28 protein-coding genes and 1 tRNA gene are annotated in these 25,673 nt (G+C 62.1%); 11 read left to right on the top strand and 18 right to left on the bottom strand.

The genetic code is table 11. The features are described 5' to 3' along the window. Nucleotides 1–95 precede the first annotated feature (95 nt). Nucleotides 96–172 (bottom strand) — tRNA-His (locus V1475_RS10440). Nucleotides 173–312: 140 nt separating this feature from the next. On the opposite strand from V1475_RS10440, the gene V1475_RS10435 reads away from it, so the two are divergent. Beyond that, nucleotides 313–504, top strand: a complete 192-nt coding sequence (locus V1475_RS10435) for a DUF6324 family protein (RefSeq protein WP_479412696.1) — start codon at nt 313–315, stop codon at nt 502–504. A gap of 59 nt (nt 505–563) precedes the next feature. On the opposite strand, the gene V1475_RS10430 is transcribed toward V1475_RS10435, so the two are convergent. From V1475_RS10430 to V1475_RS10400, 7 genes are all read right to left on the bottom strand, one after another. After that, on the bottom strand, nt 564–1,031 hold the full coding sequence (locus tag V1475_RS10430; RefSeq protein WP_479412695.1) for an MmcB family DNA repair protein: 468 nt from the start codon (nt 1,029–1,031) through the stop codon (nt 564–566). A 342-nt stretch (nt 1,032–1,373) separates the two neighbouring features. After that, on the bottom strand, nt 1,374–1,682 hold the full coding sequence (locus V1475_RS10425) for a hypothetical protein (RefSeq protein WP_434288012.1): 309 nt from the start codon (nt 1,680–1,682) through the stop codon (nt 1,374–1,376). A 198-nt stretch (nt 1,683–1,880) separates the two neighbouring features. Next, a complete protein-coding gene (gene nusB, locus V1475_RS10420) occupies nt 1,881–2,366 on the bottom strand; it encodes a transcription antitermination factor NusB (protein ID WP_479412694.1) in 486 nt (161 codons plus the stop codon). Beyond that, a complete protein-coding gene (locus tag V1475_RS10415) occupies nt 2,363–2,908 on the bottom strand; it encodes a 6,7-dimethyl-8-ribityllumazine synthase (protein WP_479412693.1) in 546 nt (181 codons plus the stop codon). Before V1475_RS10415 ends, nusB begins: the two co-directional genes overlap by 4 nt. 3 nt (nt 2,909–2,911) lie before the next feature. Beyond that, on the bottom strand, nt 2,912–4,015 hold the full coding sequence (gene ribB, locus V1475_RS10410) for a 3,4-dihydroxy-2-butanone-4-phosphate synthase (protein ID WP_434288016.1): 1,104 nt from the start codon (nt 4,013–4,015) through the stop codon (nt 2,912–2,914). 156 nt (nt 4,016–4,171) lie between these two features. Continuing rightward, entirely contained in the window at nt 4,172–4,738 is a 567-nt protein-coding gene (locus V1475_RS10405) for a hypothetical protein (RefSeq protein WP_479412692.1), read from the bottom strand. Continuing rightward, on the bottom strand, nt 4,735–5,334 hold the full coding sequence (locus V1475_RS10400) for a riboflavin synthase (protein ID WP_434288019.1): 600 nt from the start codon (nt 5,332–5,334) through the stop codon (nt 4,735–4,737). Before V1475_RS10400 ends, V1475_RS10405 begins: the two co-directional genes overlap by 4 nt. A 244-nt stretch (nt 5,335–5,578) precedes the next feature. Here V1475_RS10400 and V1475_RS10395 point away from each other — a divergent pair, with 244 nt between their 5' ends. The 3 genes from V1475_RS10395 (at nt 5,579) to V1475_RS10385 (ending at nt 9,989) form a co-directional block, all read left to right on the top strand. After that, the gene (locus V1475_RS10395; protein WP_479412691.1) at nt 5,579–6,883 is read left to right on the top strand and encodes a capsule biosynthesis protein; all 1,305 of its coding nucleotides are present in this window, start codon (nt 5,579–5,581) and stop codon (nt 6,881–6,883) included. 219 nt (nt 6,884–7,102) lie between these two features. Further along, entirely contained in the window at nt 7,103–8,233 is a 1,131-nt protein-coding gene (locus V1475_RS10390; RefSeq protein WP_479412690.1) for a polysaccharide biosynthesis/export family protein, read from the top strand. A gap of 4 nt (nt 8,234–8,237) precedes the next feature. Then, entirely contained in the window at nt 8,238–9,989 is a 1,752-nt protein-coding gene (locus tag V1475_RS10385; protein WP_479412689.1) for a capsular polysaccharide export protein, LipB/KpsS family, read from the top strand. Here the strand turns inward: V1475_RS10385 and ribD are convergent. From ribD to V1475_RS10355, 6 genes are all read right to left on the bottom strand, one after another. Beyond that, nucleotides 9,982–11,082, bottom strand: a complete 1,101-nt coding sequence (gene ribD, locus V1475_RS10380) for a bifunctional diaminohydroxyphosphoribosylaminopyrimidine deaminase/5-amino-6-(5-phosphoribosylamino)uracil reductase RibD (RefSeq protein ID WP_479412688.1) — start codon at nt 11,080–11,082, stop codon at nt 9,982–9,984. The two genes, V1475_RS10385 and ribD, sit on opposite strands and share 8 nt — an antisense overlap. Continuing rightward, nucleotides 11,079–11,546 (bottom strand): transcriptional regulator NrdR, encoded by a 468-nt coding sequence (gene nrdR, locus V1475_RS10375; protein ID WP_066705681.1) that lies wholly within the window; start codon nt 11,544–11,546, stop codon nt 11,079–11,081. The genes ribD and nrdR overlap by 4 nt, the downstream gene beginning before the upstream one ends. 135 nt (nt 11,547–11,681) lie before the next feature. Continuing rightward, nucleotides 11,682–12,101 (bottom strand): secondary thiamine-phosphate synthase enzyme YjbQ, encoded by a 420-nt coding sequence (locus tag V1475_RS10370; RefSeq protein WP_479412687.1) that lies wholly within the window; start codon nt 12,099–12,101, stop codon nt 11,682–11,684. Next, a complete protein-coding gene (locus V1475_RS10365) occupies nt 12,098–12,580 on the bottom strand; it encodes a hypothetical protein (protein WP_479412686.1) in 483 nt (160 codons plus the stop codon). The genes V1475_RS10370 and V1475_RS10365 overlap by 4 nt, the downstream gene beginning before the upstream one ends. 88 nt (nt 12,581–12,668) lie before the next feature. Next, entirely contained in the window at nt 12,669–12,965 is a 297-nt protein-coding gene (locus V1475_RS10360) for a hypothetical protein (RefSeq protein WP_479412685.1), read from the bottom strand. Nucleotides 12,966–13,051: 86 nt separating this feature from the next. Continuing rightward, nucleotides 13,052–13,441 carry a winged helix-turn-helix transcriptional regulator gene (locus V1475_RS10355; RefSeq protein ID WP_479412684.1) on the bottom strand — a complete coding sequence of 130 codons (390 nt, stop codon included), beginning with the start codon at nt 13,439–13,441 and terminating at the stop codon, nt 13,052–13,054. Between the two features lie 124 nt (nt 13,442–13,565). On the opposite strand from V1475_RS10355, the gene V1475_RS10350 reads away from it, so the two are divergent. After that, nucleotides 13,566–14,417, top strand: a complete 852-nt coding sequence (locus V1475_RS10350) for an SDR family oxidoreductase (RefSeq protein ID WP_479412683.1) — start codon at nt 13,566–13,568, stop codon at nt 14,415–14,417. Between the two features lie 57 nt (nt 14,418–14,474). On the opposite strand, the gene V1475_RS10345 is transcribed toward V1475_RS10350, so the two are convergent. After that, entirely contained in the window at nt 14,475–14,777 is a 303-nt protein-coding gene (locus tag V1475_RS10345) for an HlyU family transcriptional regulator (protein ID WP_479412682.1), read from the bottom strand. A gap of 290 nt (nt 14,778–15,067) precedes the next feature. Between V1475_RS10345 and V1475_RS10340 the strand changes: the two genes are divergently transcribed. After that, the gene (locus V1475_RS10340) at nt 15,068–15,460 is read left to right on the top strand and encodes a hypothetical protein (RefSeq protein ID WP_479412681.1); all 393 of its coding nucleotides are present in this window, start codon (nt 15,068–15,070) and stop codon (nt 15,458–15,460) included. 48 nt (nt 15,461–15,508) lie between these two features. Here the strand turns inward: V1475_RS10340 and rpoD are convergent, their stop codons facing one another. Together rpoD and dnaG are read right to left on the bottom strand one after the other, a co-directional pair. Beyond that, the gene (rpoD, locus tag V1475_RS10335) at nt 15,509–17,506 is read right to left on the bottom strand and encodes an RNA polymerase sigma factor RpoD (RefSeq protein WP_479412680.1); all 1,998 of its coding nucleotides are present in this window, start codon (nt 17,504–17,506) and stop codon (nt 15,509–15,511) included. A gap of 260 nt (nt 17,507–17,766) precedes the next feature. Continuing rightward, complete coding sequence (gene dnaG, locus V1475_RS10330) at nt 17,767–19,755, bottom strand: DNA primase (RefSeq protein WP_479412679.1); 1,989 nt, start codon at nt 19,753–19,755, stop codon at nt 17,767–17,769. A gap of 376 nt (nt 19,756–20,131) precedes the next feature. On the opposite strand from dnaG, the gene V1475_RS10325 reads away from it, so the two are divergent. The 3 genes from V1475_RS10325 to V1475_RS10315 are packed head-to-tail and all read left to right on the top strand — an operon-like array spanning nt 20,132 to nt 23,126. Next, nucleotides 20,132–21,862 (top strand): TadE/TadG family type IV pilus assembly protein, encoded by a 1,731-nt coding sequence (locus tag V1475_RS10325; RefSeq protein WP_479412678.1) that lies wholly within the window; start codon nt 20,132–20,134, stop codon nt 21,860–21,862. After that, nucleotides 21,859–22,404 carry a TadE/TadG family type IV pilus assembly protein gene (locus V1475_RS10320; protein WP_479412677.1) on the top strand — a complete coding sequence of 182 codons (546 nt, stop codon included), beginning with the start codon at nt 21,859–21,861 and terminating at the stop codon, nt 22,402–22,404. The genes V1475_RS10325 and V1475_RS10320 overlap by 4 nt, the downstream gene beginning before the upstream one ends. Nucleotides 22,405–22,415: 11 nt before the next feature. After that, nucleotides 22,416–23,126 carry a TadE/TadG family type IV pilus assembly protein gene (locus tag V1475_RS10315; protein WP_479412676.1) on the top strand — a complete coding sequence of 237 codons (711 nt, stop codon included), beginning with the start codon at nt 22,416–22,418 and terminating at the stop codon, nt 23,124–23,126. 29 nt (nt 23,127–23,155) lie between these two features. Here the strand turns inward: V1475_RS10315 and V1475_RS10310 are convergent, their stop codons facing one another. Further along, on the bottom strand, nt 23,156–23,638 hold the full coding sequence (locus tag V1475_RS10310) for a hypothetical protein (RefSeq protein ID WP_479412675.1): 483 nt from the start codon (nt 23,636–23,638) through the stop codon (nt 23,156–23,158). 116 nt (nt 23,639–23,754) lie between these two features. On the opposite strand from V1475_RS10310, the gene V1475_RS10305 reads away from it, so the two are divergent. Together V1475_RS10305 and V1475_RS10300 are read left to right on the top strand one after the other, a co-directional pair. Then, nucleotides 23,755–24,084, top strand: a complete 330-nt coding sequence (locus tag V1475_RS10305) for a hypothetical protein (protein WP_479412674.1) — start codon at nt 23,755–23,757, stop codon at nt 24,082–24,084. Between the two features lie 89 nt (nt 24,085–24,173). After that, nucleotides 24,174–25,484 carry a homoserine dehydrogenase gene (locus V1475_RS10300; protein WP_434288051.1) on the top strand — a complete coding sequence of 437 codons (1,311 nt, stop codon included), beginning with the start codon at nt 24,174–24,176 and terminating at the stop codon, nt 25,482–25,484. Nucleotides 25,485–25,673 lie beyond the last annotated feature (189 nt).

Here is a 25,673-nt window from a genome sequence, read left to right as displayed (position 1 = left end):
CGGACGCACGGACGCACGGACGCACGGACGCACGGACGCACGGACGCTATGGTCCACACCGGCCAGTAAGCAAGCTGCAATATGAAGGGAAAGAGTGGTACCACCTCCCCGGCTCGAACGGGGGACCTCCTGATCCACAATCAGGCGCTCTAACCAACTGAGCTAAGGCGGCACTGACGGGGGATTTAACGAGACGGGCAGATGAATGCAAGAGGCAGATTGCGAGAAAATCGCCCGAGCCCCGGAATCTCCCCCGCCCCTTGCGCCAGAACGGGCGAACGCGTATTTCGGGGAAGATCAAAAGGAGCCGTCATGGGTATCAATTCGGAACGCGACATCGAAGCCAATCTGCAAATCGGGCCGACCTCGCTCGGCATGGTGCGGATGTTCATCGAAGCCACCGGTGGCATCGAGATTCCGATGGATTTCGAACCGGAAGAAGCCGAAGAAATCGCCGAGGAGCTGATGGCCGCAGCGGCGCAGGCACGGAAAACGGCGAAATAAGCCGGCTTGGCCCGCGTTGAATGCCTCCGGCGGGAGTATTTCTCCCACGGAAAGCCCCTTTAGCTCTCTCCCCCGAACAGTGCCGCGACGCCCGGATCGCGATAACCCTGTAGCCGACGCGCCGCATCGCGCGCGGCCTTGAGATGCACAGCCTTGCGCCGGGCGGCGGGCAATTTGTCCTCCTCCGGCATACGGATGATCTCCGCCTGATAGGCATCGGCGATGATCAGCCCCGCTTCGGGCGGCAGAATCTCCGTCGGAAAGTCGAGATCGACGGCGAAGAAATACCGGTCGCACCACTCCAGATAACCCTGCCATTTCGCATCGGTCATGAAATCCGCGCGCGAGGATTTGCATTCCACCACCCAGACCTCGCCCTTCGGCCCCAGCGCCAGCACATCGACGCGCAGGCCGCGCGCGGGCACCCATTCCTCGACGCAGGCGAAATCATGCGAACGCAGATGGCGGCACACGCCGCGCGCCAGTACCTGGCCGGGTTGGGCGGAGGTAAGAAACGTATCGGTCATGGCCGGACCCTGCCGCAGACTCGCGCGTTTTTCAACGCCTCCCCCTTGTCGTCCTCGCAGCAAAGCCCTATCTCGAAGCTCAGGCGGGATCTGCTCTTCTCGTACACATGGGCGCAAGTCTCCGGTGGCCTTACGCAACCGAATGGGAGCTGGCTCTGTCTGGATCCTGGTCCAGTTACCTGGCGCCCACCTGATTTTTCAGGCTTCGGGAGCATACGCGCTGCTACGGATGCTGTGGTCCCCCGCCGCCCTCTTGAGGGCAAATTGAGATGCCGCCTTCTTGAAAGGCAAAAATGCAAAACGCGCCCGAAAGGACGCGTTTTTCTATATTGGAAAGCGTGCTCAGCGACGCCGCGTCGCCTCGACCGGAATGGGGTCCATCGTCATCAACGACACCTCGTCGCGTTTGCCGCCCCGCCCGTCGTCGTCGCTCCCTGCCATGCGCATGATCGTGATGGCGAATTGCACGCCGGAGAACACGATGCCATTGGCGAACCAAAGCACAATCACGGCGATGATCCCCGCATCGTTATGCGTGACCAGATGCCAAAGATTGGCGACGTTGAAATAGAGGAGCGCGCCCACGAACGCCGCCGCGATCGCAAAGCCGATCAGGACCTGAGTGATGTAGAGTTTCACAAGCTTGGGCATGGCAGCACTCCAAACGGGAACATATTCAAAAAGTGTATCACATGTGGCGGGATTTTCCAGTTCCATTCCGTCGCAGCCCGAAATGCAAAAACGCCCCGGCGAGGGGCGTTTATCACTGTCAATCAAACTCTGGAACGATTTCAAAAAGCTTCGGGACACGCCTCACATGTTCGAATGCTCGCGCGTCTTCCCTTCGCGTTAAAACGCTTCGGGACGCGCTTCGCGGGCCATATGATCCAGCACAGCATTGACGAATTTCGGCTCGCGGCCATCGGGGTAAAAGGCTTTCGCCACATCGACATACTCGACGATCACAACCTTCGGCGGCGTGCGGCCCGACAAAAGCTCGGCCCCCGCCGCCCGGAACAGCGCCCGAAGCGTCGGGTCGATGCGCGCAATCGGCCATTTCGCCACCAGCGCCCGGTTGGTCATCTGGTCGACCTTGGCCTGATCATTCACGGCAATCTCGGTGATCTCGTGGAACAGATCGCTGTCGCCATCGATGAATTCACCCTCTTCCTCGGTCTTCAGCCCGAAGAAATGGTCGTAGAATTGACGACGCACCTTGTCGACGGTCATATCGGCCGCTTCCATCTGAAACAGCGCCTGCACGGCATAGAGCCTTGCGGCGGATTTCATCTCGCGCTTGGTGGGCGGTTTCAGGTGGTCGTTCTCGTCAGTCATGCTTTTTTGCTCTCGTCAGGCTGGCCGGCAAGCTTGATCGCGTCGCTGTGGAATCCCACGCCCTTGCTCGGAGCGGCCCATTTGCGCGAAAGCGCGATGAGATGCAAGGCCGCAGCGGCCGCACCGCCGCCTTTGTTCTGGCCTTTTGCTTCGGCGCGAACCACCGCCTGATCGCGATTTTCCACGGTCAGGATGCCGTTGCCGATGCACAGCCCTTGCAGCCCCATCAGTTGCAACGCGCGCGAGCTGTCGTTGCAAACCGTATCATAATGCGTGGTCTCGCCGCGAATGACACAACCCAGCGCCACATAACCATCGAAATTCGACAGCTTATCGGCAATCGAAATCGCTGTCGGCACTTCCAAAGCGCCCGGAACCTCCACAAGATCCCAAGTGCCGCCCACGGCCTCGACGGTCGCTTTCGCGCCAGCGACCAGCTCGTCGGCGATGTCCTTGTAATAAGGCGCCACGACGATGAGGATTTTCACCGGCTGATCGAAAGACGGCAGGTCGAGCGTATAATGTTGTTCATTGGCGGCCATCGGTCAGTTTCCTTCCGTGATCTTGCGCGTGCCGGTGATCTCGAGGCCGAAGGCTGCAAGCCCCGGCGCTTTCGGTTGCGGGCTGTCGCTGACGAGGATGAGCTTGTGCAGACCGAGTGCGGCCAAAATCTGCGCCCCCAGCCCGTATTGCCGCAGCGTCTGCGGCGAGGATTCGCCCTCTTCGACCATTTTCATCGTGGTATCGCGCAGCAGCACGACCACACCGCGCCCCTCTTCGGCGATCACTTCCATCGCGCCTTCCATTTCGCGCGAGGTGCGCCCGATGCCCAGCACGTCTTCGAGCGGGTTGAGGTTATGCACCCGCACCAGAACCGGCGCGCCATCGGTGATGTCGCCTTTCGACAACACGATATGTTCGGCGCCCTGAAGATCGTCGGTGTAAATCTGCATGTCCCATTCGCCACCGAAGGCCGAGGTGACCTTGCGCGCGGAGGACTTGGATACGAGGTTGTCGTGACGGCGGCGATAGGCGATCAGGTCGGAAATCGTGCCGATCTTGAGACCGTGCTTTTGCGCAAAGCCCACAAGATCCGGCAGGCGCGACATGGTGCCGTCTTCGTTCATGATCTCGCAGATCACCGAACTGGGCAGAAGCCCCGCCAGACGCGCCACGTCCACCCCGGCCTCGGTATGGCCAGCCCGCACCAGAACACCACCATCGCGCGCGCGCAGCGGAAAGATATGGCCCGGCGTCGCAATGTCGGCGGCGGTTTTCGACGGGTCGATGGCCACGGCGACGGTGCGCGCGCGGTCATGGGCGGAAATGCCGGTCGACACGCCTTCGCGCGCCTCAATCGACACGGTGAAGGCCGTTTCATGCCGCGACGAGTTGTTCGAGGCCATCATCGGCAGGCCCAGCGCGTCGATCCGGTCCCCGGTCAGCGTCACACAGATCAGACCGCGCCCGTAGGTGGCCATGAAGTTGATCGCCTCGGGCGTCGCCATTTGCGACGGGATCACCAGATCGCCCTCGTTCTCGCGATCCTCGTGGTCGACAAGGATGAACATCCGCCCGTTGCGGGCGTCTTCGATGATCTCCTCGATCGGGGAGATGGCGTCTTGGTAGCTGACTTGCGTTTCGGACATGGTAATCTCGGCGGGCCTTCTGGGACTTCGGTCGCTTCCCGATACAGCTTTGCGCCGCCAAAGACCAGCCTCATGCCACGCACAATCGCCAAGCATTTCTGCGCAATTCGCAGCTTTGCCCACCTGTGCGATCAATGCGCGCCCAACCCGCTCAGGTCAGCTTTCGAAAAACATCGGCGCATCGATCCGTCCGGCCAGCTTGCCAGCGTCGACCCATTCCGCCTCAAACGGCGCTTCTGAGACCAGAACAAGCCCATCCCGCGGAAATTTCGACCCCAAAAGTTCCGCCAAAGCGGCGCGTTGTTGCCCCCATGGCGCATAGGGGCGTGGCGCACGTCCGGCCCGGTCCACCGCGTCAAGCTCTTCGATCATCCCCGGCACCAGCGGATGATGCGCCGCCACGATGCGTGCGGCTTTCACCTCTGCCAGCTTGTCGGCAAAGGCCGGGTTCATCCGGTCTCCCAGCCGCACAAGCCGAAGCGCATTGGAGGAAAACAGGAAGCCGACAACGTCGCGCCCGGTGGAAGCGCGGATCGAGGCGTAGGATTTATACGGCAGGCCAAGCTCTTCGGCCCGGCGCACCCGCATGCGGACCACCTCGATGGGCAGGCTCTCCCCCATCAGGTTCTTGCGCGCCTTCTTCCAGACAAAGCGACGATAGCTCACGCCCGGATCGAGCGACGGCCCACCGTTGTGGCCGACGCCATGGAGCGGGGCGCTCACGCCTGCCACTCCTGCAAACGGGCGACGTAGCGCGCCAGCGTGTCGATCTCGAGGTTCACCTTGTCGCCCACCTTGGCCACGCCCCAGGTCGTCACCTCCTGTGTATGCGGAATGACGTTGATACCGAAAGAACAGCCCTCGACCTCGTTCACCGTCAAAGACGTGCCGTTCAGCGCCACCGAGCCTTTCGGCGCGATGAATTTCGCCAGAGCCTCCGGGGCCTCGAAGGTGATCCGCGTGCTGTCGCCCTCGTCCTTCATCGCCGTGATCACCGCCACCCCATCGACATGGCCAGACACGATATGCCCGCCCAACTCGTCGCCCAGCTTGAGCGCACGCTCCAGATTGAGCCGCTTGCCGACCGTCCACATGCCGATATTGGTCTTCGATACGCTCTCCGCGGAGATTTCCACATCGAACCAGTTTTGCGGAGCAGTCCCAAGCGCGATCACCGTCAAACACACCCCGTCGCAGGCAATCGACGCGCCAATCTCGATCCCGTCGACATCGTAAGCGCAGCCGATCCGCGCCCGCAGATCGCCGCGTTTTTCCAGTTCCAGCACGGTGCCGACATCGGTGATGATCCCTGTGAACATGACGCCTCCATGCGTTTCGTTGATCGTTTCGTGGGTCGTTTTGCGTTACCTTGGCCCAGAGGTAACGCCCCAGCCGCCCGCCCGCAAGCGTACTCAGGTTTTGTTAACCGCTTCTATGGCACAGTCGACCAAGGCACAGCCCCTGCGCCCGCTCCTGCGCTCTGAGGGCCACAAATCCGCCCGAATTTATGGCTAACAGGAAATTAACCACGACAAACCACACCCAATGCCGCAAAACCACCCCATGCCGAACCAAGCCCCAACGAAAAACGCCAACGCCCGCGTGTTCCTGATGCTTCAGGGCCCGCACGGACCGTTCTTCTGGGGCCTGGGCAAGATGTTGACCTCGGCCGGGGCCAAGGTCTGGCGCGTCGGCTTCAACGCCGGCGACCGCGCCTTCTGGTTCTCGACCAAGAGCTTTATCGCCTATACCGATCCGCCCGACATCTGGCCCGAGCGGTTCGAGAACATCGTCCGCGACAAGTCTGTCACCGACATCGTGCTCTATGGCGACACCCGCCCCGTCCATGCCCTCGCCATCGAACGCGCCCGGGCTCTGGGCCTTACCATTCATGTCTTCGAAGAGGGCTATATCCGCCCCTATTGGGTCACCTATGAGCGCGGCGGCTCGAATGGCAACTCCGCCCTCATGACCCTCACCGTCGCCGAAATGCGCGGCGCGCTCGAGAATATCGACCACGACACGATCGATCCACCCGCACAATGGGGCGACATGCGCCAGCACATCTTCTACGGCGCGCTCTACCACTGGTTCGTGATGTTCCGAAACTCCGCTTTCCGCCATTATCGCGGCCATCGCGAATTGCCCGTGACGCGCGAGTTTCTTTTGTATTTCAAACGCCTGATCCTGATGCCACAACACTGGATCTCGCGCGCCTGGCACACCCGCGCGATCCTCGGGGCAGGTCATCCGTTCCACATCGCACTTCTGCAACTCGAACACGACACCAGCTTTCAGGTCCACAGCCCCTATTCCACCATGCCGGAATTCGTCGCCGATGTGATCGAGGGCTTCGCCAAGGGCGCGCCCCGGCACCATCACCTCGTATTCAAGGCGCATCCGCTGGAAAACGACCGCCGCAACCTGCGCCACGAAATCCGCCGCATTGCCGCCGAATACGGCATCGAGGACCGGGTGCATTACGTCCGCGGCGGCAAATTGCAGAAACTGCTGCTGAGCGCGCGCTCAGCCGTCACCGTCAATTCCACCGCGGGTCAACAGGTGCTCTCGCTGGGCATCCCGCTGCGCATCCTAGGCCGCGCGGTCTACGACAAACCGGAATTCGTCTCGCACCAACCGCTCGAGGCGTTTTTCGCCCAGCCCGAGCGCCCCGACACCCGCGCCTATCGCGATTACCGCCAGTTCCTTCTGGAAACCTCGCAGGTGCCCGGCGGCTTCTACTCGAAACGCGGGAGGCGGCAACTCATGCGCCTCGTCGTCGATCTGATGCTTGGTTCTGAGGCCCCCGATCAGGCGCTGTTGAGTGGCAAGACCCCTCCGCGCCAACCGCTGCGCCTCGTCAAATAAAGGCAATCATGGCCGATTTGTGCCCCCACATCCCCCCGCGCACCACTAGATCGTGATGCGCCGCACAGCGTCGCCACACTCTCTGCGAAAGCCGCGACCTTCCCGCAACACAACCTTCACAGCGCCCCACATCTCTCTGCAAAAACTGGATTTCCGACTCGCTATTGGTTAATCTGCTGTCTAAACCCGATAAAAATATGGGGCAGAGGAGACAGAGCAGTGAAGATCCTGACATCGCGCATGACCCGCGCCATTGCGCTGGCCGCCGTGACGGCGAACCTGTCTGCCTGTGCCCTGCCGCGCTCCGGTCCGACCAAGAAAGAGATTTTCGCGGGGTCCGTTCTGGAACAAGGCGACTCCTTCGTCGTCTCCGTCAACGACCGCGTCAACGCCGTGACGGCGATCAATCAGGAGCTTGGCTTCTCAAGCGCCTTCCAGAACGCCGGCGTGATCGGCTCCGACACCATCGCACCGGGCGATGTGCTCTCGCTCACCATCTGGGAAAACGTCGACGACGGGCTTCTGGCCGGGGCCGGGGCCAGTGCCACCGTGCTTTCCGAGGTGCAGGTCGATGGCGCGGGCTTCATCTTCGTGCCCTATGCCGGGCGCATCAAAGCTGCGGGCAACAGCCCCGAAGCGATCCGCCGCCTGATCACCGAGAAACTCGACGCGCAAACCCCCGATCCGCAGGTCATGGTCACCCGTGCCGCAGGCGATGGCGCCACCGTCACCATCACCGGGAAGATCTCCGGACAGGGCGTCTTCCCGATTGAGCGCCCGACCCGCCGACTGACCGCCATGCTGGCCCGTGCAGGCGGCCCGTCCGTCGAACCCGACGTCGCCCAGATCAAGGTGATCCGTGGCTCGAAAGCCGAAACGGTCTGGTTCCAAGACCTCTACAACAACCCGAAATACGACATTCCGCTGCGCGACGGCGACCGCATTCTCGTCGAGGCCGACCCGCGCTCTTTCACCGCCCTCGGCGCCACCGGCGCGCAAAGCGTGATCCCTTTCGAAACCCGCAACCTCTCCGCGCTCGAAGCTATTGCTCAGGTCGGCGGTCTGCGCACCAACTCCGCCGATCCGACCGGCGTTTTCGTCTTCCGCAACGAACCCGAAAACATTGCCAAGCAGGTGCTCGGACGCGACGACATCATGGGCACCCAGCGCCTGATCTATGTGCTCGACCTGACCCAGCCGAACGGCTTGTTCCTCGCCCGCGATTTCCTCATTCGCGACGAAGACACGCTCTATGTCACAGAAGCACCGTTCACCCAATGGCAGAAAACTCTGAGCGCAGTCACCGGCACGGCCAGCTCCGCCAGCTCTATCGCCGCCATCGGCCAGTGACCTGATGGTCGGCCATTTGACCGACACGTCTTCCCCCGCCCCGGTCACCTCGCCGGGGCGGCTCTCGTTTCAGACCCCACTTCTGTTCGAGCGCCTGCGCACTGAATTCGATCTGTCCTGTGCCGCCCTGAGCTGGCACGATCTCGCCCGTGGCGCGCCCCCCGACGACAGTGCGGAGCTTGATCGCGCGCGTCAGGCGATCGACTGGCTGGTTTCATTGAAATTGTCTCGTTCCAGTGGTGAAATCGACCCGGATCAGACTCCTGATGTTCCATTTGTGCTCGTTTTGGATCAACCGCGCAGCGCCGAAAACGCCCCCTCCGAGGCCGGTATGACCGAAATGCTGGTCTTCGCCCAGACCGAGCTTTTGAACGCCCGCGTCGCCATCCTCGGCTGCGACGATGGGTTCTTCAGCGACAGCACCGATCCGCGCCTGACCCTCCTGCCGCCGAACGCCAATCTCTATCGCCTGCTCGAGGCGGCCACCGCCGTTTACACCCATTCCGCAGGTTACGGCTTCGACGCGATCCTCGCCGGGCATCGTCCCCGAGTGTTCGGGCGGCCCTGGTATGGCGCGCTCGGCCTCACCGCCGATGAGGACCCCGACCCGCACAGCCCCCATCGCTTGACCCGCGCCCAGCTCTTTCTCGCCGCCCTGATACGCGCCACCACATGGCATGCGGGCACGGAGACGCTGGAAATCGAGGACATTCTCGCCCGGCTCGAGGCGCGCGAACGTGCGATCCGCGAGGATGCTCCGGGCTATGTCGCCTCCGGCATCCTGCGTTGGAAACATCGTTTTCTTCGGCAATATCTCGGTCGGAACGGCCTCACGATCAGCGACGATCCGAGTGTCATCGCCCACGAAAAATCCGCAGGCCGTCGTCACATCGCCTGGGGCGCGCGCCCCGAGGCCGATCTGCGGCTCGAGGACGGTTTCCTGCGCTCTCGCGGCCTCGGTGCCGCTCTGGTGCGCGCCCTGTCGCTGGTGCTCGACGACAGTGGCATCTACTTCGATCCCTCGCGTCCCTCCCGGCTGGAGGCGCTAATCGCAGAACGCACCCCGCTCAGCGCCGCGCAACAGGCCCGGATCGCGCGGTTTCTCTCCCGGCTCAAAGCCTTGCATCTGAGCAAATACAATGTCGGCGCGGAGCTGCCCCCCTTGCCCAAGGGCCATTGCATCCTCGTCGCCGGACAGGTCGAGGACGACGCCTCGATCACCCTCGGCGCCGGGAAAATCTCAACCAATCTCGCACTGTTGCAGGCCGCACGGGCCGCGCATCCCGAGGCCATTCTGGTCTACAAACCCCACCCCGATGTCGAAGCCGGGCTTCGGCGCGGCAAGCTCCCGGCGGCCAACGACATCGCCGATGTCATCGCCTCCGAGGCCGATCCGCTCGCCCTGATCGAAGCCTGCGACACGGTCTGGACCATGACCTCGCTGATCGGCTTCGAAGCCCTGTTGCGCGGCACACCGGTGACCTGCACCGGCGCGCCATTTTATGCCGGATGGGGGTTGACCACCGATCTCGGCCCGGTGCCTGCGCGCCGCGCGGCACGCCCCGACCTCATGAGCCTCGCCCATGCGGTTCTGCTTGATTATCCACGCTATTTCGACCCGAAATCCGGCGCCCCCCTAGCACCGGAAGAAGCCTTGGAATTGCTGTCGCAAGCTCCGAAAGGCCGCAGCCGTTTCGCGCAAGCCCTGTTGGCCAGACTCCGGCAGTTGCGCGCCGCAACCCTCGGGATCAGGTGATCCGCGCCCAAAGGCTCAGCGCATCCGGTCCGATCTGTTCAAGTTTCTCAAGATGGTAACGCGGGGCTTCCGCCAGCCGGTCGAGCCCCAGCGCCCCCAGCCCCGGACGCCCCTCCGCACCGATGCCAAGCCCGGCGGTGAACAGCGCCACATGATCGGCCAACCCCGCCGACAGCAGAGACGCCGCCAGCGCCCCGCCCCCTTCGCAGAACACCCGCGTCAGCCCGCGCGCGCCCAGCGCTTGCAAAGCGGCCGCGACATCCAACTGCCCTTGCGCAACGGGTATTTCGATTAGTTCCGCACCAAGCCCTTGCCAAGTCGAAATCAGTTCCGGCGCGGCTTCCGGCCCGTGCAGGAGCCAGACCGGCACCTCGCCCGCCGTGCGCGCCAGATGGCTGTCGAGCGGCAGATCGAGCCTGCGCGACATCACCAGCCGCACCGGCTGATGATCGACACCCAGCCCCCGGATCGTCAGCGTCGGATCGTCCGCCCGCGCCGTACCGCCACCGACCAGAACCGCATCGTGATTTGCCCGCATCGCATGCACGCGACGGCGCGCCATCGGGCCGGTGATCCATTGGCTCTCCCCGGTCGCCGTCGCGATGCGCCCGTCCCAGGACATCGCCAGTTTCAGCGTCACCATCGGTCGACCCAGAGTGACTTTCGACAGGAAGCCCTGCTGCTGCGCACGGGCTGCGTCCTCGCACAGGCCCGTCATCACCTCAAGTCCGGCGTCTTGCAGCATTGCAAAACCCCGCCCGTTCACCCGCGGGTCCGGATCGCCCAGCGCCACCACGACACGTCGCACCCCAGCGGCGATCAGCGCTTCGGAACAGGGCGGCGTTTTGCCGTAATGCGAACAGGGCTCTAAGGTCACGTAAACCGTCGCGCCACGCGCCGCCTCGCCCGCCTGACGCAGCGCCATGACCTCCGCATGCGGGCGCCCACCCGGCTGGGTCCAGCCGCGTCCGACGATGCGCCCATCCCGCACGATGACACAGCCCACAGCCGGGTTCGGCCAAGTCCGGCCAAGCCCGCGCGCTGCCAATGACAGCGCGTGGCGCATGTGGCGCAAATCTTCCAATTCGCTCATTCGTCGGATTTGGCGTCGGGGCGCAACTCACTGACAAACTTGTCAAAATCGTCAGCCGCCTGGAAGTTCTTGTAGACCGAGGCAAAGCGCACATAGGCCACCGTATCGATCCGCGCGAGGCTTTCCATGACGATTTCGCCGATGGTTTTCGACGGAATATCCGTCTCGCCCATGCTCTCCAGACGCCGTACGATCCCGGAGATCATCTGATCCAGACGCTCCGGTTCGATCGGTCGTTTCTGGGCCGCGATCCGGATCGAACGCTCCAGCTTGTCGCGGTCGAAATCTTCGCGCCGCCCGTTGGATTTTACCACCACGAGATCGCGCAGCTGAACGCGCTCATAAGTGGTGAACCGCCCGCCGCAGGCCGAACAAAAGCGCCGCCGCCGGATCGCAACATGATCCTCTGCCGGGCGGCTGTCTTTCACCTGGGTATCGATATTTCCGCAAAATGGACAACGCATCCTGGCGTCCCCTTTATCTTTTCTTCACTGCCTCGTCTGGGGTCTTTGCCCCAGTTATCCACAGGCACTATAGGGGCTCTCCCAGAATTTGGGTAGATCAAATTTTCACCGCTAAATGTTGTAGAGCGCGTCAGCTCAGCGCAGCAGCGCCATCACCCGCCGGACATGCGGTCGGTCGCGATGTTCGAAAAGGTAAACTCCTTGCCATGTTCCAAGCGCCATGCGTCCATTCAGGACAGGAATTGTACATGTCGTCGGCAAAAGCGCCGCCTTGATATGCGCCGGCATATCGTCCGGGCCCTCATAGGTATGGGTCAGATAAGCCATCGCGGGATCGCTGGTCGGCGGCACAAGGCGATGGAAATAAGCCTGAAGGTCGGTCTGCACCTCCGGGTCGGCATTTTCCTGAATGACCAGAGAGGCGGAGGTATGTTGCACCATGAGCGTCAGGAGCGCCTCCATCGCCCCCTCGCCCGCCACCCACCGAGCCAGATCGGCGGTGAATTCATATAGGCCCGGACCGGAGGTCGCGATTTCAAACAGGCGATGGCTCATTCGCAGTCCTCTTTCCAGATCAGCGCATAAGAATCCCAGCAATAGCCCGCCGCCTCATAGGCATCGGCAAATCCAAAAACCGTGTAGCTGACCGTCTCCGGCAGGCAATCGAAATGCGCCACGTCCTCGTCCCCACGCAAAACGATGATCCCACCGCTCATGTCATGGTCATCGGTCATCCGGTCGAAGTCCCCCCAGAGCAGATAGCTCACGTCGCCATTCGTCAGGCTCATCTCCTCCCAGATCGACCCACCAACCCCGGACCAAGGCGTCACATCGACCTCTGCATAAGGTCGGTTCAACTCAAGCTCAGGCACCTGACCGGGACGCCCGAAACGATAGGTCACCCCCTCTGCATGCGCCGCCAGAGACAGGCTCTTGCCATTGGCAAACCCGCATGCCAGCAAAACGGTCTCTTCCGCGTATGCAGGCACGACGGTCAGCCCCATGAACGCACAGGTCGCCATCAGGCGCACCATTCGATTCCGCTTCAACGTCATCAAAAAAAACCTCTCAACACATGTCGAAAGGGTTTACCTCATCGGCGGAATTTTTGAAACGCCCCCGTCAGCCCTCCACCTCACAGCGCACGGTCTGGCCGCTCTCTTCGGGGGTCAAAGACGCCGTCTGGACCTGCGCATCCCGCACCGGTGCCATGAACACCGCATCCAGCGTCGCGATGCACCGTTGCAAATCCTCGGCCGGGACTTTGATCACGATGACATCGCCGCTGTCCGCTTCATACGGCCCGTCCGCCACCGCAAGATCCTGTACCGCCTCGCCCAGCGCCCCAAGAGGCGCGAGCAGCCCCACGGCAGCAATGGCGAAGGTGAAGGCAATGAGGGCCTTGGCAATGCGCGTCATGACAGCTCTCCCATACAGTTGTCCAAGACCAACGCAGAAAGGCTTAATCAAGTTTCAACATCCCCGGGTTTTCTGTGGATAACCCGTCAGCCCCCGTCGAAAATGCTCCGCGCCGCCTCAATCTCAGGCATTTTCGCCCCAGCCCAGCCGATCAACCCGTGCAATGGCCCAAGAAACGAGCGCCCGAGATCGGTCAAGTCATAAGACACCGAAGGCGGTTTGGTATCGAACACCGTGCGTTCCACAAGCCCGTCCCGCTCAAGATCGCGCAGCGACTGCGTCAGCATGCGTTTCGAAATATCCGGCAGCGCCCGCGCCAGTACATTGAACCGCTGCGGCCCGTTTTCCAACTCCAGCAGAATGAGCGTGGTCCATTTCGCTGCCACATGATCGAGCACCTGCCGCACCGGGCAGTTTTGCGGCTCAAACCCCATGGCTTTCCATTCTTCCAGACGGCTCATCGGAATGTCGCGCATCGCTCTTATCCTTCAGGGCGGTTCCCTCGATGTAACCTTGTCCCGAAAAAGTGCCTCCTTTTCAGGAGTGGAAAAGGTCTCTAATTGAGACTTATATTCGAAACGAACCCAAAAGGGAATAGACATGACCACCTACCTCGTCACTGGCGCCTCCGGTCAGCTTGGCCAGCTTGTCGTCGACCATCTCGCCACCCTCGTCGCGAAAGAGGACATCCTCGCCCTCGTGCGCTCTGAGAAGGCCGCCGAAGGCTTTGCCGCCAAAGGCATCGCCACCCGCCGCGCCGATTACACCGATGTCGCCACCCTCACTGCCGCTTTCGACGGCGTGGATCGCCTCCTGCTGATCTCCTCGTCCGAAGTCGGTCAACGCGCCGCCCAGCACGGCAATGTCATCGAGGCCGCCAAATCCGCAGGCGTCAAATTCATCGCCTATACCTCGATCCTCAAGGCCGATACCGGCAATATGGCGCTGGCCGAAGAGCACCTCGCGACCGAAGCCATGCTGAAAGACAGCGGCCTCCCCTACACGCTTCTGCGCAATGGCTGGTATTCCGAAAATATCACCATGACGCTGGGCCAAGACCTTGAGCTTGGTCAACATTTCGGTGCCGCCGCCGACGGCAAACTCGCCACCGCCCCGCGCAAGGATTACGCCGAGGCCGCCGCCATCGTTCTGGCGGGCGGTCATGACGGTGAGGTTCTGGAACTTGCGGGCGACGAGGCCTATTCGCTCGCCGACTACGCCGCCATCGTCGCCGAAACCTCCGGCAAACCGGTCGTTTACACCGACATGCCGGAAGCCGCCTTCACCGAAGCGCTGGTCGGCGCAGGCCTGCCCGCCGGGTTCGCCGCCATCCTAGCAGATTCGGATGCGAAAGCCGCGAAAGGCGCGTTGTTCGATGATAGCAGGACGCTGTCCAAACTGATCGGCCACCCGACCGAGCCGATCTCTGCGACGGTCAAAGCCGCGCTCTAAGCACAAAAGCCCCGCTCAAGCGGGGCTTTTCACATCTGGCCTTTGAAATGCCGGGACTTACATCCGGGGATCGTCGAAAATACTGTCGCCCATCTGGTCGATGAAAATCTGCGCCTTGCGCAGGCTTTCTTGCCGCGCATCATCCAGATCGCTCATCGTATCCGCCCGGATCATCATATGCGCGCGGGTCTCGCCGTCGAAATCCTTCTCGATCTTTGCTGCGATACGGTAACCGCTCTCGGCCTTCATCGGTTCCGGAAAGATGCGGTAATCCTTGCCGTAAAGTTCGGGCTTCGACGTGGTTTGCGGCGCAGCCTCGGGTTGCGATTTGCCACCGAAAAGTTTTCCGAAAATGGACATTCGTGCCTCCAGTTTGGGCAGCATTTTGCGGCCTCTGCCCCCGAAGTGCAAGCCGCGCATCGCCTGACCGGGGTATGGCGATGAAACGGTTGAACGGCGCGCTTTATGTTGGCCAAACCCGTCGGACATATGAACGAAGCCTAGCGCTCACAAAATCGCCAGACCGCGGGGCCGGGTCATGCCGGAGGCATGCTTTCAGCATGACCGATGCGCGGCGGCCTCCGGTCTTGTTCCGGGCAAACATATTGGCATACTTAGAAAGTAACATTAACTAATTAATCGGATATAAAATGTATGATTTTACCAAGCTCTTGCTAGCAACTTTGGCTATTGCGACTACGGCATCACTGGCTATGGCCGCGCCATGTGAAAAAGAGCCTGACCTCAAATCAATCGAATGGCAGTTTTTAGTAAACAACGCGGTTAGAACGGCGGACAACTACGCGATGCTTCGCAACCCACAGGCGACATTTGTGTTTGCTGACGCTGATATACTGTATCAGTATGGTGGCGAATACGAAGGGCAATACCTAATTCGACTGCTTGCAACGGGAGCAACAGGGACCAGCTTTGCGATGGTTAAGCCGAATTTTGATCCTTGCGGCGACCTTGCAAATTTAGATGACGCGCGAGAGGATTTGTTCGAAGTCGTTGTCGGAAAACATAACGGCCGAGAATTCTAGAAGAACTCTAAAACAAAAACGCCCCCCTTTCGGGAGGCGCCTCTACCTTTACTGATCCAGGAACGACCGCAGCTTCCGGCTCCGCGAGGGGTGCTTCAGCTTCCGCAAAGCCTTCGCCTCGATCTGACGAATACGTTCCCGCGTCACGGAGAACTGTTGCCCCACCTCTTCAAGCGTGTGGTCGGTGTTCATGCCGATCCCGAAGCGCATCCGCAGCACGCGCTCTTCACGCGGCGTGAGCGAGGCCAGCACGCGGGTGGTGGTCTCTTTGAGGTTTTCCTGAATGGCCGCATCCAAGGGCAGAACCGCGTTCTTGTCCTCGATGAAATCGCCCAACTGGCTGTCTTCCTCGTCGCCGATCGGCGTTTCGAGAGAGATCGGTTCCTTGGCGATTTTCATCACCTTGCGGACCTTTTCGAGCGGCATTTGCAGCTTTTCGGCCAATTCTTCCGGCGTCGGTTCGCGGCCGATCTCGTGCAGCATCTGACGACCGGTGCGCACCAGCTTGTTGATCGTCTCGATCATGTGCACCGGAATACGGATCGTCCGGGCCTGATCCGCGATGGAGCGCGTGATCGCCTGACGAATCCACCACGTCGCGTAGGTCGAGAATTTATAGCCGCGACGGTATTCGAATTTATCGACCGCCTTCATCAGACCGATGTTGCCTTCCTGAATGAGATCAAGGAATTGCAGGCCGCGGTTGGTGTATTTCTTGGCAATCGAGATCACGAGACGAAGGTTGGCCTCGACCATTTCCTTCTTGGCCTGACGGGCCTCTTTTTCGCCTTTCTGAACCTGGGCCACGATGCGGCGGAATTCGGAGATGTCGACGCCCACGTACTGACCGACCATGGCCATTTCGGAGCGCAGCTCCTCGACCTTGTCGGAGAAGCGTTCGACAAACATCTGCCAGCCACGGCCCGGCTTGTCCGCCATGCGGTCGAGCCAGGTCGGGTCCAGTTCCGAGCCGCGATAATCCTCGATGAACTCGCGCCGGTTGATCCGCGCCTGATCGGCGAGCTTCACCATGGAGCTGTCGATCGACATGACGCGTTTGTTGATGCCATAGAGCTGGTCTATCAGCGCTTCGATCCGGTTGTTGTGCAGGTGCAGAGAGTTCACCAGAATCACGATCTCGGAGCGCAGCTTCTGATACTCGGCCTCGGCCCCTTCCGAGAACGACCCGTCCTCGTTGAGCGTGGCGGACATCCGCAAATCCTGCATCTCGGAGAGATGGGCGAAATCCTCGGAAATCCGCGCAAGCGTTTCGAGAACCTGCGGTTTCAGCGCCGATTCCATCGCCGCAAGCGACATGTTCGCCTGCTCGTCATCCTCGTCATCCTCATCGGAAGAAATCGGGTTGCCGTCGGCGTCGTATTCCTGCTCGCGCTCTTTGGACTCGCCCGCGGTCGCCTCGGCATTCAGCCCCTCGACGACATTTTCCTCATCCTCGTCCTCATCGACACCGCCACCAAATGTGGCCTCAAGGTCGATAACGTCGCGCAGGAGGATGTCCTCGGACAAAAGTTCGTCGTGCCAGATCGTGATCGCCTGAAAGGTCAGCGGGCTTTCGCAAAGCCCGGCGATCATCGTGTTGCGCCCGGCCTCGATGCGTTTCGCAATCGCGATCTCGCCCTCGCGCGACAAAAGCTCGACCGAGCCCATCTCGCGCAGATACATCCGCACCGGATCGTCCGTGCGGTCGAGTTTCTCGGTCTCCGAATTGGCCATCGCGACTTCGCGCGAGCCGGAAGTCGCGACCAGCTCGCCACCCTTGGCGTCGCCGTCCGCGCTGTCGTCGTCCTCGACTTCTTCGTCCTCGATGACGTTGATCCCCATTTCGGAGAGCATCGACATCACGTCCTCGATCTGCTCGGAACTCACCTGCTCCGGTGGCAGGACCTTGTTGAGCTGATCGTAGGTGATGTAGCCTTTCTCACGCGCCTCGGCGATCATCTTCTTGACCGCGGTCTGGCTCACGTCGAGCATCACGTCCTGGTCCTGATCGTCACTCTTGGCGTCGTCATTGTCTTTGGCTGCCATGCGGCTCTCCCCTAAACTCTGGCGGGTTCCGATGCGGTCCCGATGGCCCTGTCGCCGGACCTGTCACGGACCACTCACTGGCCCTTTGGTCGGCATGTCCGTGCGGGGGACCCACCCCATTCGCCCACAACAGCGCCTGCTCAAACCCGAATCATGTCATGCGAATCAATGATTCGCCACCCGAATACCCATATTTCCTTAACCATCCCTGCACCAGTGGCACAGGGCCTCTCCGTGCAACGCCCGCCCCCTTTTGCGGCTCACTTGCCACGTTCAGGGGCGATTCGGTTCAAAAGCGCCCGAAACGCATTGCGCTCGTCCCGCGACAGCTCAAGCCCGTTCTCCGCAATATCGAATTCCGTTCTGTCTTCCGCCTCCGCTTTGGTGGCCCGGTTGCGCGCCTCCGCCGCCTGCCGGAGCCGCCATGTCACCTGTTCGTCATCGGCGGCCAACATATCTTCCAGCCCCTCGGCCAGCTCGGCCTGATAGCCCCGCCGCGCCTTGAGTTTGGCCAGCTCCTCAGTGAGGCACATCTGCGCCACCTCGCGGTCGGGCCGGCGCACAGGGGGCGCGATCTGAACATGGGGATGCGACATCAGCCGATCAAGGGCTCCCTGCCCCGCCATCGCAATCACATTTTCCCTGAGCGCCCCCGCATCCTCTTCCTCGGCATGGGTCAGCACCGCATGGAGCAAGGCCGCGTGATCCTCCGAGCGCGGTGTCAGCGCCTCAAGTTGGGACAGGAACTCCAACGCCAGCCCCGGATTGGCGATCAGCACCGCCAAAACCACTGCCTCGCGCATCAGATCGGCCTGCCCCTCGTCACCGGAGACGATCAGCGACGCCTTCAGCCCCTCGGTCGGCACCGCGGCCTGTTTGCCGAACCGCCCGCGCCCCTGACCTCCGCGCCCGCCGCCCGGCGTCCACGCCTTGCGCGGACCGCCGCCTGCCTCGCGCTCCTCGCGTTTGCCCCGGAAAAGCTCCCGGCGCATGTCGTTCAGGATCTCACCGTAATGGCGTTTGATCGAGGCATCCGTGATCGGGCGGATCGTTTCGCGCAGGCTCTTGTCCAGGGCCGCGCGGCGTTCCGGGCTGTCGAACACCTTGCCCTCAGTTTCGCGCCGCCACAGCAGCGCCACCATCGGCAAAGCGCCGTCGAGCACCTCCTGCATCGCCTCCGGCCCCTTGGCCTTGATCAGCTCGTCCGGGTCCTGCCCCTCCGGCAGAATGGCAAAGCGCAGCCCCTTGCCCGCCTCAAGAAGCGGCATCGCCAGATCGATCACCCGGTAGGCCGCCCGAAGCCCCGCCTTGTCGCCATCGAGCGCAATCACCGGCTCGCTCGACATCCGCCACATGAGTTGCAACTGCCGGTCGGTGATCGCCGTCCCCAAGGGCGCAACCGTGGCCTCGAACCCGGCCTCCGCCAGCGCGATCACATCCATGTAGCCCTCGGCGACGACCAAGGTCTGCCCCCGCCCGCAAGCCACACGGGCCTCCTGATGGTTGTAAAGCGCATTGCCCTTGTCGAACAAAAGCCGCTCGGGGCCGTTGAGGTATTTCGCCCGCGCGTTCGGGTCCATCGACCGCCCGCCAAAGGAAATCAGCCGCCCGCGCGCATCGCGGATCGGAAACACGATCCGGTCGCGGAAGAAATCATAGGGCTCTCGCCCGTCGTCGGGCTTTGCCGCCACCCCGGCCTCGACCGCCATTTCGGCGGAGATGCCCTGATCCTTCAGCGCCCGCAAAAGCGCATTGCCCGAGGGCGCAAAACCGATCTCAAAGCGCTCCCGCGTCGCGGGCTTCATGCCCCGCTTGTCGAGATAGGCGCGCGCCGCCGTGCCGCCCTGTTGCGACAGGCAGAGCCGGAAAAACCGGTTCGCCGCCTCGTTCACCTCGGCAAGCTCGGCGCGCTTGTCGGATTTCTCCTGCGCCTTCGGATCACTCTTCGGCACCGGCATCCCGGCCTCTTGGGCAAGAATCTCGATCGCCTCCATGAAGCCGACATTCTCGGTCTCGCGCACGAAGGTGATCGCATCGCCCTTGGCGTGACAGCCGAAGCAATAATAATAGCCGTCCTTGTCATTGACGTGGAAGGAGGCGGATTTCTCGTGATGGAACGGGCATGGCGCCCACATGTCGCCCTTGCCGGGGTTCGATTTGCGCGTATCCCACATGACTTTTCGACCGACCACATCGGTCAGCGACAGGCGCGATCGCAGCTCATCCAAGAATCCCGGGGGCAGTGACATGGGCGCGAGTATCGCCCCTCGCCCGCGCAACGTCCAGAGGCCCCGCAACGCTCCGGCGCCGAAGCGGCCACAAACCGGTCGCGAATCGCTTTGTGGCGAAAACCCGGTACAAATCCGGCAAAACCGTGACAAAATGCGGCAAATTCGTGATGCGCCCCCGGGCACCGTCCAATCCCGCCGCACCTTTCCCGACTTTTCCCGCCCCCTCGCCACCCAATATGACCATTTCGGGGCAAAGCCTCTGCGGACTTTACCCATGGTTTCCACAGGGTCAAAATAAGGTCGTGTGGCGTCTGTTATGCACGGGGAAAACCCCGGCCGGACACCATGCACACTGGGAAATATGGGGGCACCACTCCGATTGAGAGACGGTGTCATGTTGGGTAAGATCACGCGCCGCGAAGCGGGGCTTTTTCACACGGGCCGGGGCCATGCCGCCGGTTGCGCTGCGCGTCAGAACGGGCCGCACGCCTGCGTTCAAAAACCGGCTTCGGGCATCGCCCGCGCCGCGGCAACACAGCTGCGCAAACTCGATGCGCGGCAGCACATGCGCGACGAGCAGGGCTCGCTCGCGCTCTTCGGCTTGTTTACCTTCGTCATTCTGCTGCTGCTCGCCGGAATGGGCATCGACATCATCCGCCACGAGACCCTGCGCACCGAGTTGCAGAACACCCTCGACCGCGCCGTGCTCGCCGCAACCAACCTCGAGAACACCAACGATCCGAAAGACGTGATCATCGACTATTTCGCGAAGGCGGGCCTGAGCGAATATCTCAAGGAAGACGAGATCGACATCGTTCCGCTCGGCGACGGGCGGCAGGTCTATGCTTCGGTCGAAGCGGAGGTGCCGACCTATTTCATGAAATTCGCCGCCATCGACAGCCTCTCACTGTCCGGCGAAACCATGGCGCAACAGGGCCTCGCCGGGCTCGAAATCGCTCTCGTCCTCGACGTCTCCGGCTCGATGAACAGCTACAGCCGTCTGACCAACCTGAAATCCGCCGCTCAGGATTTCACCCAAACCGTCTTCGAGAATGCCGCAAGCGACGAGATCGCGATCTCCGTCATCCCCTACGCCACACAGGTGAATGCGGGAAAAGATATTCTGGACGCGCTCCATCGCCTGAATGCGCATGACAAATCCTACTGCATCAATTTCGAGGAAGACGATTTCTCGATGGTCGGGCTCGAATTCCCCACCGGCGCATTGACCGGTCGCTATTACGATCAGACCATGGATTTCGATGCGTTCAACAGCAATTTTTATGACCTCGACATGGCGCTGTCGGACCACACCTGTGCTCCGGCCGCGAGCCGCGAAATCCTGCCGTTCTCGAACAACCAGACTGAAATCGACGATTACATCGAGGCACTCACCGCCTATGGCAATACCTCAATCGATCTTGGCGTGAAATGGGGCGCAGCCCTGCTCGACGAAAGCGCGCAAGTGCTGACCGCAGGCACCGACGCCAGCGCCCACCCCGCCTCCAATGCGGATGCCCAGAAATTCATGGTGGTGATGACCGACGGCTCGCACACCAACCAGTATCTGATGCCCGACCCCTACCGCGATGACGATCAGTCGACCGGCGTCTATGCCGACAAGGACGGTCGCATCTACGTCAGCGGCGAACGCACCACCTGCTCCTACTACTACGGAACCCCCTACAATTGCTCGACCGAGATGCGCTACACCCGGATCGACAACCGCAGCGTTCTGACCTCACTGCCCTACACGCTCGCCTCCGGCAATGTCTGGGAAATCACATGGTCCGAGGTCTGGTCCTTGATGACCGTCTACAACCACGCCAAGGCCCGTTCCTACGCCACCGGCAATGACTACGATTACTACACCTGGCGCAATGCGACACGCACCAGCTACGACACCGCGACCAAGGACGCGCGGCTGGACCAGATTTGTACCGCCGCCAAGAATGCCGGGGTCATCATCTTCGCCATCGGCTTCGAGGCCCCGACTGCCGGTCAGAACGTGCTGCGCTCCTGCGCCTCTTCCGATGCGCATTACTACGATGTGGAAGGGATCGAGATCGCCGAGGCCTTCTCCGCCATCGCGACCAAGATCACCGAGTTGAGGTTGGTCGAATGACACTTTTGCGCAAACTGAATCGGTTGCGTCAACGCCACGCCCGGAACGACGACGGCAATGCGACCATCGAATTCGCCCTGATCTTCCCGATGTTCATGTTCCTCATCATGGGCAGCTACGAGATCGGTTATTACACCGTCTCCTCCGCCATGCTGGAGCGCGGCCTCGACAGCGCGGTGCGCGACGTGCGTCTCGGCAACATGCCCTCCGTCACGCTCGCGAGCCTGAAATCGGCCACCTGCGAATACGCCCGTTACGTCCGCAACTGCGAGGAAAACATCCACATCGCTCTCGAACCCGTCGATGCGTGGAATTTCACCCGCCCGACCTATATCGCCGAATGTCTCGACCGCAGCGCCAATGTGACACCGGCCACCACCTTCGAGGACGGTGCGGAAAACGAGCTGATGCTGGTGCGCGCCTGCGTCATTGTCGACCCGATCTTTCCGACCACCTGGATCGGCGCGGCCATGCAACCCACCGAAGGCTCCGGCTACGCCATCGTCGCCACCGGCGGCTTCGTGAACGAACCCAACAGCTAAGGGAGATGACGATGTTCTCTATCCGCCAGACCTCCCCGAAAACCGCGATGCGACGCCTCCTGCGCCGCTTCTCGCGCGACGACGGCGGCTCGGTCGCCATCGAGGCCCTGATCGTCGCCCCGGCACTGATCTTTTCCCTGATGGCCTTCTACACCTTCTTCGCCGCCTTCGAGGCCAAAGCCCGCGCGAACAAGGCGAATTACACCATCTCCGATTACATCTCGCGTCAAACCGACACGATCGACGACACCTTCATGGGAGGGCTCGCGGATCTCTATCGCTTCCTCAACAACGACGGCGAGATCGACATGCGTGTCTCCGCCGTCCAGTTCGTGATTGATGACGACGAAAACGAAAGCTACGAACTGGTCTGGTCCTATGCCACCGGCGATTACGTGAAACTCACCGACATCACCCTCACCGAAGTCGAGGGACGTCTGCCGCTCATGGCCGATGGCGAAGAGGTGATCGTCGTCGAAACCCAGCGCGGCTGGGTCGCACCCTTCAACGCCATCCTGACCGAGCTGGACTTCGAGGACATCGTCACCACCAAACCGCGTTTCGCCTCTCAGGTGATCTATGACGATGGCACCGAAGTGATTAACGACGCCACCCATGAGGATTCCGACGACAGCGATGTCGACACCGGCGGCACCACGACCGGCACCAACACCTCCGGCGGAGGCAGCGACCGACACGGTGGTGGCGGCTCCCGCCGCTGACCGCCCCAATTCAAGCCGCATTCAGGCAATCAGTCGAGACGCCCCATGCCGCCGATACGGGCCGCAATCACATCCGCCATCGCTTTGCCCTGACCCGCCGGTGTCACACCGCCGACGCCCAGCCTGCGCCCGAACCGCCACCACAACCCCGGCGCCCAGACCCGGCTGCCCGGGGTTTTCAACCGGATCAGAAATCCGTTCGACGGCTTGAACGCAAAGGTGCCGCGTTCGACCTTCTCGATCTCATCGAGACGGCAGAGCACCCGCCCGCCCTCTTCGCGCAGATCCTCTTCGCTCAAAACAAGCCGCACGCCCGTCGCCACCCAGAGCCGCCACGCGACCCAGAGCACCGCCGCCGCCATCACAACCAGCAGGGCCATCCAGCCCGCCGTCATCTCTTCGGCCCCGAAGGCCACCCGCAGCAACAAGGCCCCCAACACGCCCAGAAGCGCCACCGCGCTCATCCGCCGCGCGGGCGAAGGTGTCAGGCTCAGATCGGTTCCGCTCGTCATGGCACACTCCTAAAAGACCCCTCCGCTTTAGCCCGCCCTCGCCCGAAGGGAAAGCCGCATTGTCCTCGCCTCCGCCAAAGGCTAAGCTCGCCCGGCAACCGCAGCCGGACCCTCTCATGACGCAGCTCTCCCTTCGCCGCTCCCTTCTTGCCCTGCCTCTGGCCGCCCTGTCTCTGGCCGCGCTGATCGGCTGCGCTCAGACCCCGGACCTCTCCGACCGGCTAACGCCCGTCGACACCTCGCTGCCCTGGCCCTCGTTGATCGCCTCGCCGTCAGAAACCGTCTTTGAGGGTGCCGCAAGCGCCGATGAACTTGCGCAGGAGACCCGTGCAACACTGGCCCGCGCCGAAGCGCTCCGGGCCCGGGCAGAGGCGCTTGCGAACGATCCCGTGTTCACCACGGACGACCAGACCGAGCCCCTGCCCCCGCTTGTGACCGGAAACTGAGCCCGACAACGGCGGGCAGTTGCACGCCCCCGCATTCGCCGCTATCACGACGGACAGGTTTTTCAACACATCCTCGAGCGGAGCCCCACATGCCGAAATCCACGTCTTCCCAAGCCCCCCTGCGCCTCGGCATTGCAGGTCTTGGCACCGTCGGCGTAGGCGTGATCAAGATCATCCAGCGCAAGGCCAATCTGATCGCCGAGCGCAGCGGTCGCCCGGTTGTGATCACCGCCGTCTCCGCCCGTTCGAAAGACAAGGATCGCGGCGTCGATATTTCCGCTTACGCCTGGGAAGACGATCCGGTCGCGCTTGCGTTGCGGGACGACGTCGATGTCTTCGTCGAGCTGATGGGCGGCTCCGACGGCCCCGCCAAGGCCGCGACCGAGGCCGCGCTCGCCGCTGGCAAGGATGTCGTCACCGCCAACAAGGCCATGCTCGCCCATCACGGCCAGATGCTCTCTGAGAAAGCCGAAGCCAAAGGCGCCGTGCTGCGCTTCGAGGCCGCCGTCGCGGGCGGCATTCCTGTGATCAAGGCCCTGACCGAAGGCCTTGCGGGCAACCGGATCGAGCGGATCGCCGGTGTCATGAACGGCACCTGCAACTACATCCTGACCCGGATGGAGAACGAGGGCCTCACCTATGACGAGGTCTTCGCCGCCGCCAAGGCGCTTGGCTATCTCGAAGCCGATCCGACTCTCGATGTGGGCGGCATCGACGCCGGGCATAAACTTGCGCTTCTGGCCGCTATCGGCTTTGGCACGCAGGTCGATTTCGACAATATGGTCCTCGAAGGCATCGAGCGCATCACCATCGAAGACATTCGCCACGCCGCCGACATGGGCTATCGCATCAAGCTTCTGGGCGTCGCCCAGATGACCGGTCGCGGGCTTGAACAGCGCATGACGCCCTGCCTCGTTCCCGCGCTCTCGCCCTTGGGCCAGCTTGAGAATGCCACCAACATGGTCGTGCTCGAAGGCGACGAAGTGGGCCAGATCGTGCTCCGTGGTGCGGGCGCGGGCGAAGGCCCCACCGCCTCCGCCGTGATGTCCGACGTGCTCGACATTGCCCGCGGCATCCGCGTGCCGACCTTCGGCGTGCCCGCCGCCGCACTCGAAAAGGCCATCCCTGCCGTCGCCGCCACCCCCGCGCCCTTCTACCTGCGCATGTCGCTTCTGGACAAACCCGGCGCGCTGGCGAAAATCGCCGCGGCTCTGGGCGATGCGGGTGTTTCCATCGACCGCATGCGGCAATACGGTCAGGACGCCAACCCCGAGGTGGCCCCCGTGCTGATCGTCACCGATGCCACCTCGCGCGCCTCGCTCGACGCAGCCCTCGAAGGCATGAAGGCGACCTCCGTTCTGGCTTCTGAACCGGTCGCGATCCGCATCGAGAACGTCTGATCCCGCCCGCCCCGGCCACGTTTCACGGGCCCGCCCAAACGGGCCCGTTTTTGCGTCTCAGGGGAGTATCGGCGGAAAAACGTCATGCAGTTGACGTGAAATTGTTACGCCGCGACAAGACGTTAGCGCAAACAACCCATCTGTTAGCGCGCACAGCTCCGCACCCGCCTTGCCCCGCCCCGGAACATG

The organism is Celeribacter sp. SCSIO 80838 (genome assembly GCF_056498065.1).
This window is presented reverse-complemented; position numbering and strand designations above follow the sequence as displayed.

Coding starts and splice junctions, on each gene's coding strand:
- ribB (WP_434288016.1), bottom strand. CDS start 4,015: ATGTCCGAAACGCAAGTCAGCTACCAAGACGCCATCTCCCCGATCGAG.
- ribD (WP_479412688.1), bottom strand. CDS start 11,082: ATGAGCGAATTGGAAGATTTGCGCCACATGCGCCACGCGCTGTCATTG.
- V1475_RS10435 (WP_479412696.1), top strand. CDS start 313: ATGGGTATCAATTCGGAACGCGACATCGAAGCCAATCTGCAAATCGGG.
- V1475_RS10345 (WP_479412682.1), bottom strand. CDS start 14,777: ATGTCCATTTTCGGAAAACTTTTCGGTGGCAAATCGCAACCCGAGGCT.
- V1475_RS10400 (WP_434288019.1), bottom strand. CDS start 5,334: ATGTTCACAGGGATCATCACCGATGTCGGCACCGTGCTGGAACTGGAA.
- V1475_RS10350 (WP_479412683.1), top strand. CDS start 13,566: ATGACCACCTACCTCGTCACTGGCGCCTCCGGTCAGCTTGGCCAGCTT.
- V1475_RS10320 (WP_479412677.1), top strand. CDS start 21,859: ATGACACTTTTGCGCAAACTGAATCGGTTGCGTCAACGCCACGCCCGG.
- V1475_RS10365 (WP_479412686.1), bottom strand. CDS start 12,580: ATGGTGCGCCTGATGGCGACCTGTGCGTTCATGGGGCTGACCGTCGTG.
- V1475_RS10310 (WP_479412675.1), bottom strand. CDS start 23,638: ATGACGAGCGGAACCGATCTGAGCCTGACACCTTCGCCCGCGCGGCGG.
- nrdR (WP_066705681.1), bottom strand. CDS start 11,546: ATGCGTTGTCCATTTTGCGGAAATATCGATACCCAGGTGAAAGACAGC.
- V1475_RS10315 (WP_479412676.1), top strand. CDS start 22,416: ATGTTCTCTATCCGCCAGACCTCCCCGAAAACCGCGATGCGACGCCTC.
- V1475_RS10360 (WP_479412685.1), bottom strand. CDS start 12,965: ATGACGCGCATTGCCAAGGCCCTCATTGCCTTCACCTTCGCCATTGCT.
- V1475_RS10340 (WP_479412681.1), top strand. CDS start 15,068: ATGTATGATTTTACCAAGCTCTTGCTAGCAACTTTGGCTATTGCGACT.
- V1475_RS10370 (WP_479412687.1), bottom strand. CDS start 12,101: ATGAGCCATCGCCTGTTTGAAATCGCGACCTCCGGTCCGGGCCTATAT.
- V1475_RS10305 (WP_479412674.1), top strand. CDS start 23,755: ATGACGCAGCTCTCCCTTCGCCGCTCCCTTCTTGCCCTGCCTCTGGCC.
- dnaG (WP_479412679.1), bottom strand. CDS start 19,755: ATGTCACTGCCCCCGGGATTCTTGGATGAGCTGCGATCGCGCCTGTCG.
- V1475_RS10325 (WP_479412678.1), top strand. CDS start 20,132: ATGTTGGGTAAGATCACGCGCCGCGAAGCGGGGCTTTTTCACACGGGC.
- V1475_RS10425 (WP_434288012.1), bottom strand. CDS start 1,682: ATGCCCAAGCTTGTGAAACTCTACATCACTCAGGTCCTGATCGGCTTT.
- V1475_RS10300 (WP_434288051.1), top strand. CDS start 24,174: ATGCCGAAATCCACGTCTTCCCAAGCCCCCCTGCGCCTCGGCATTGCA.
- rpoD (WP_479412680.1), bottom strand. CDS start 17,506: ATGGCAGCCAAAGACAATGACGACGCCAAGAGTGACGATCAGGACCAG.
- V1475_RS10395 (WP_479412691.1), top strand. CDS start 5,579: ATGCCGAACCAAGCCCCAACGAAAAACGCCAACGCCCGCGTGTTCCTG.
- V1475_RS10415 (WP_479412693.1), bottom strand. CDS start 2,908: ATGGCCGCCAATGAACAACATTATACGCTCGACCTGCCGTCTTTCGAT.
- V1475_RS10385 (WP_479412689.1), top strand. CDS start 8,238: ATGGTCGGCCATTTGACCGACACGTCTTCCCCCGCCCCGGTCACCTCG.
- nusB (WP_479412694.1), bottom strand. CDS start 2,366: ATGACTGACGAGAACGACCACCTGAAACCGCCCACCAAGCGCGAGATG.
- V1475_RS10355 (WP_479412684.1), bottom strand. CDS start 13,441: ATGCGCGACATTCCGATGAGCCGTCTGGAAGAATGGAAAGCCATGGGG.
- V1475_RS10430 (WP_479412695.1), bottom strand. CDS start 1,031: ATGACCGATACGTTTCTTACCTCCGCCCAACCCGGCCAGGTACTGGCG.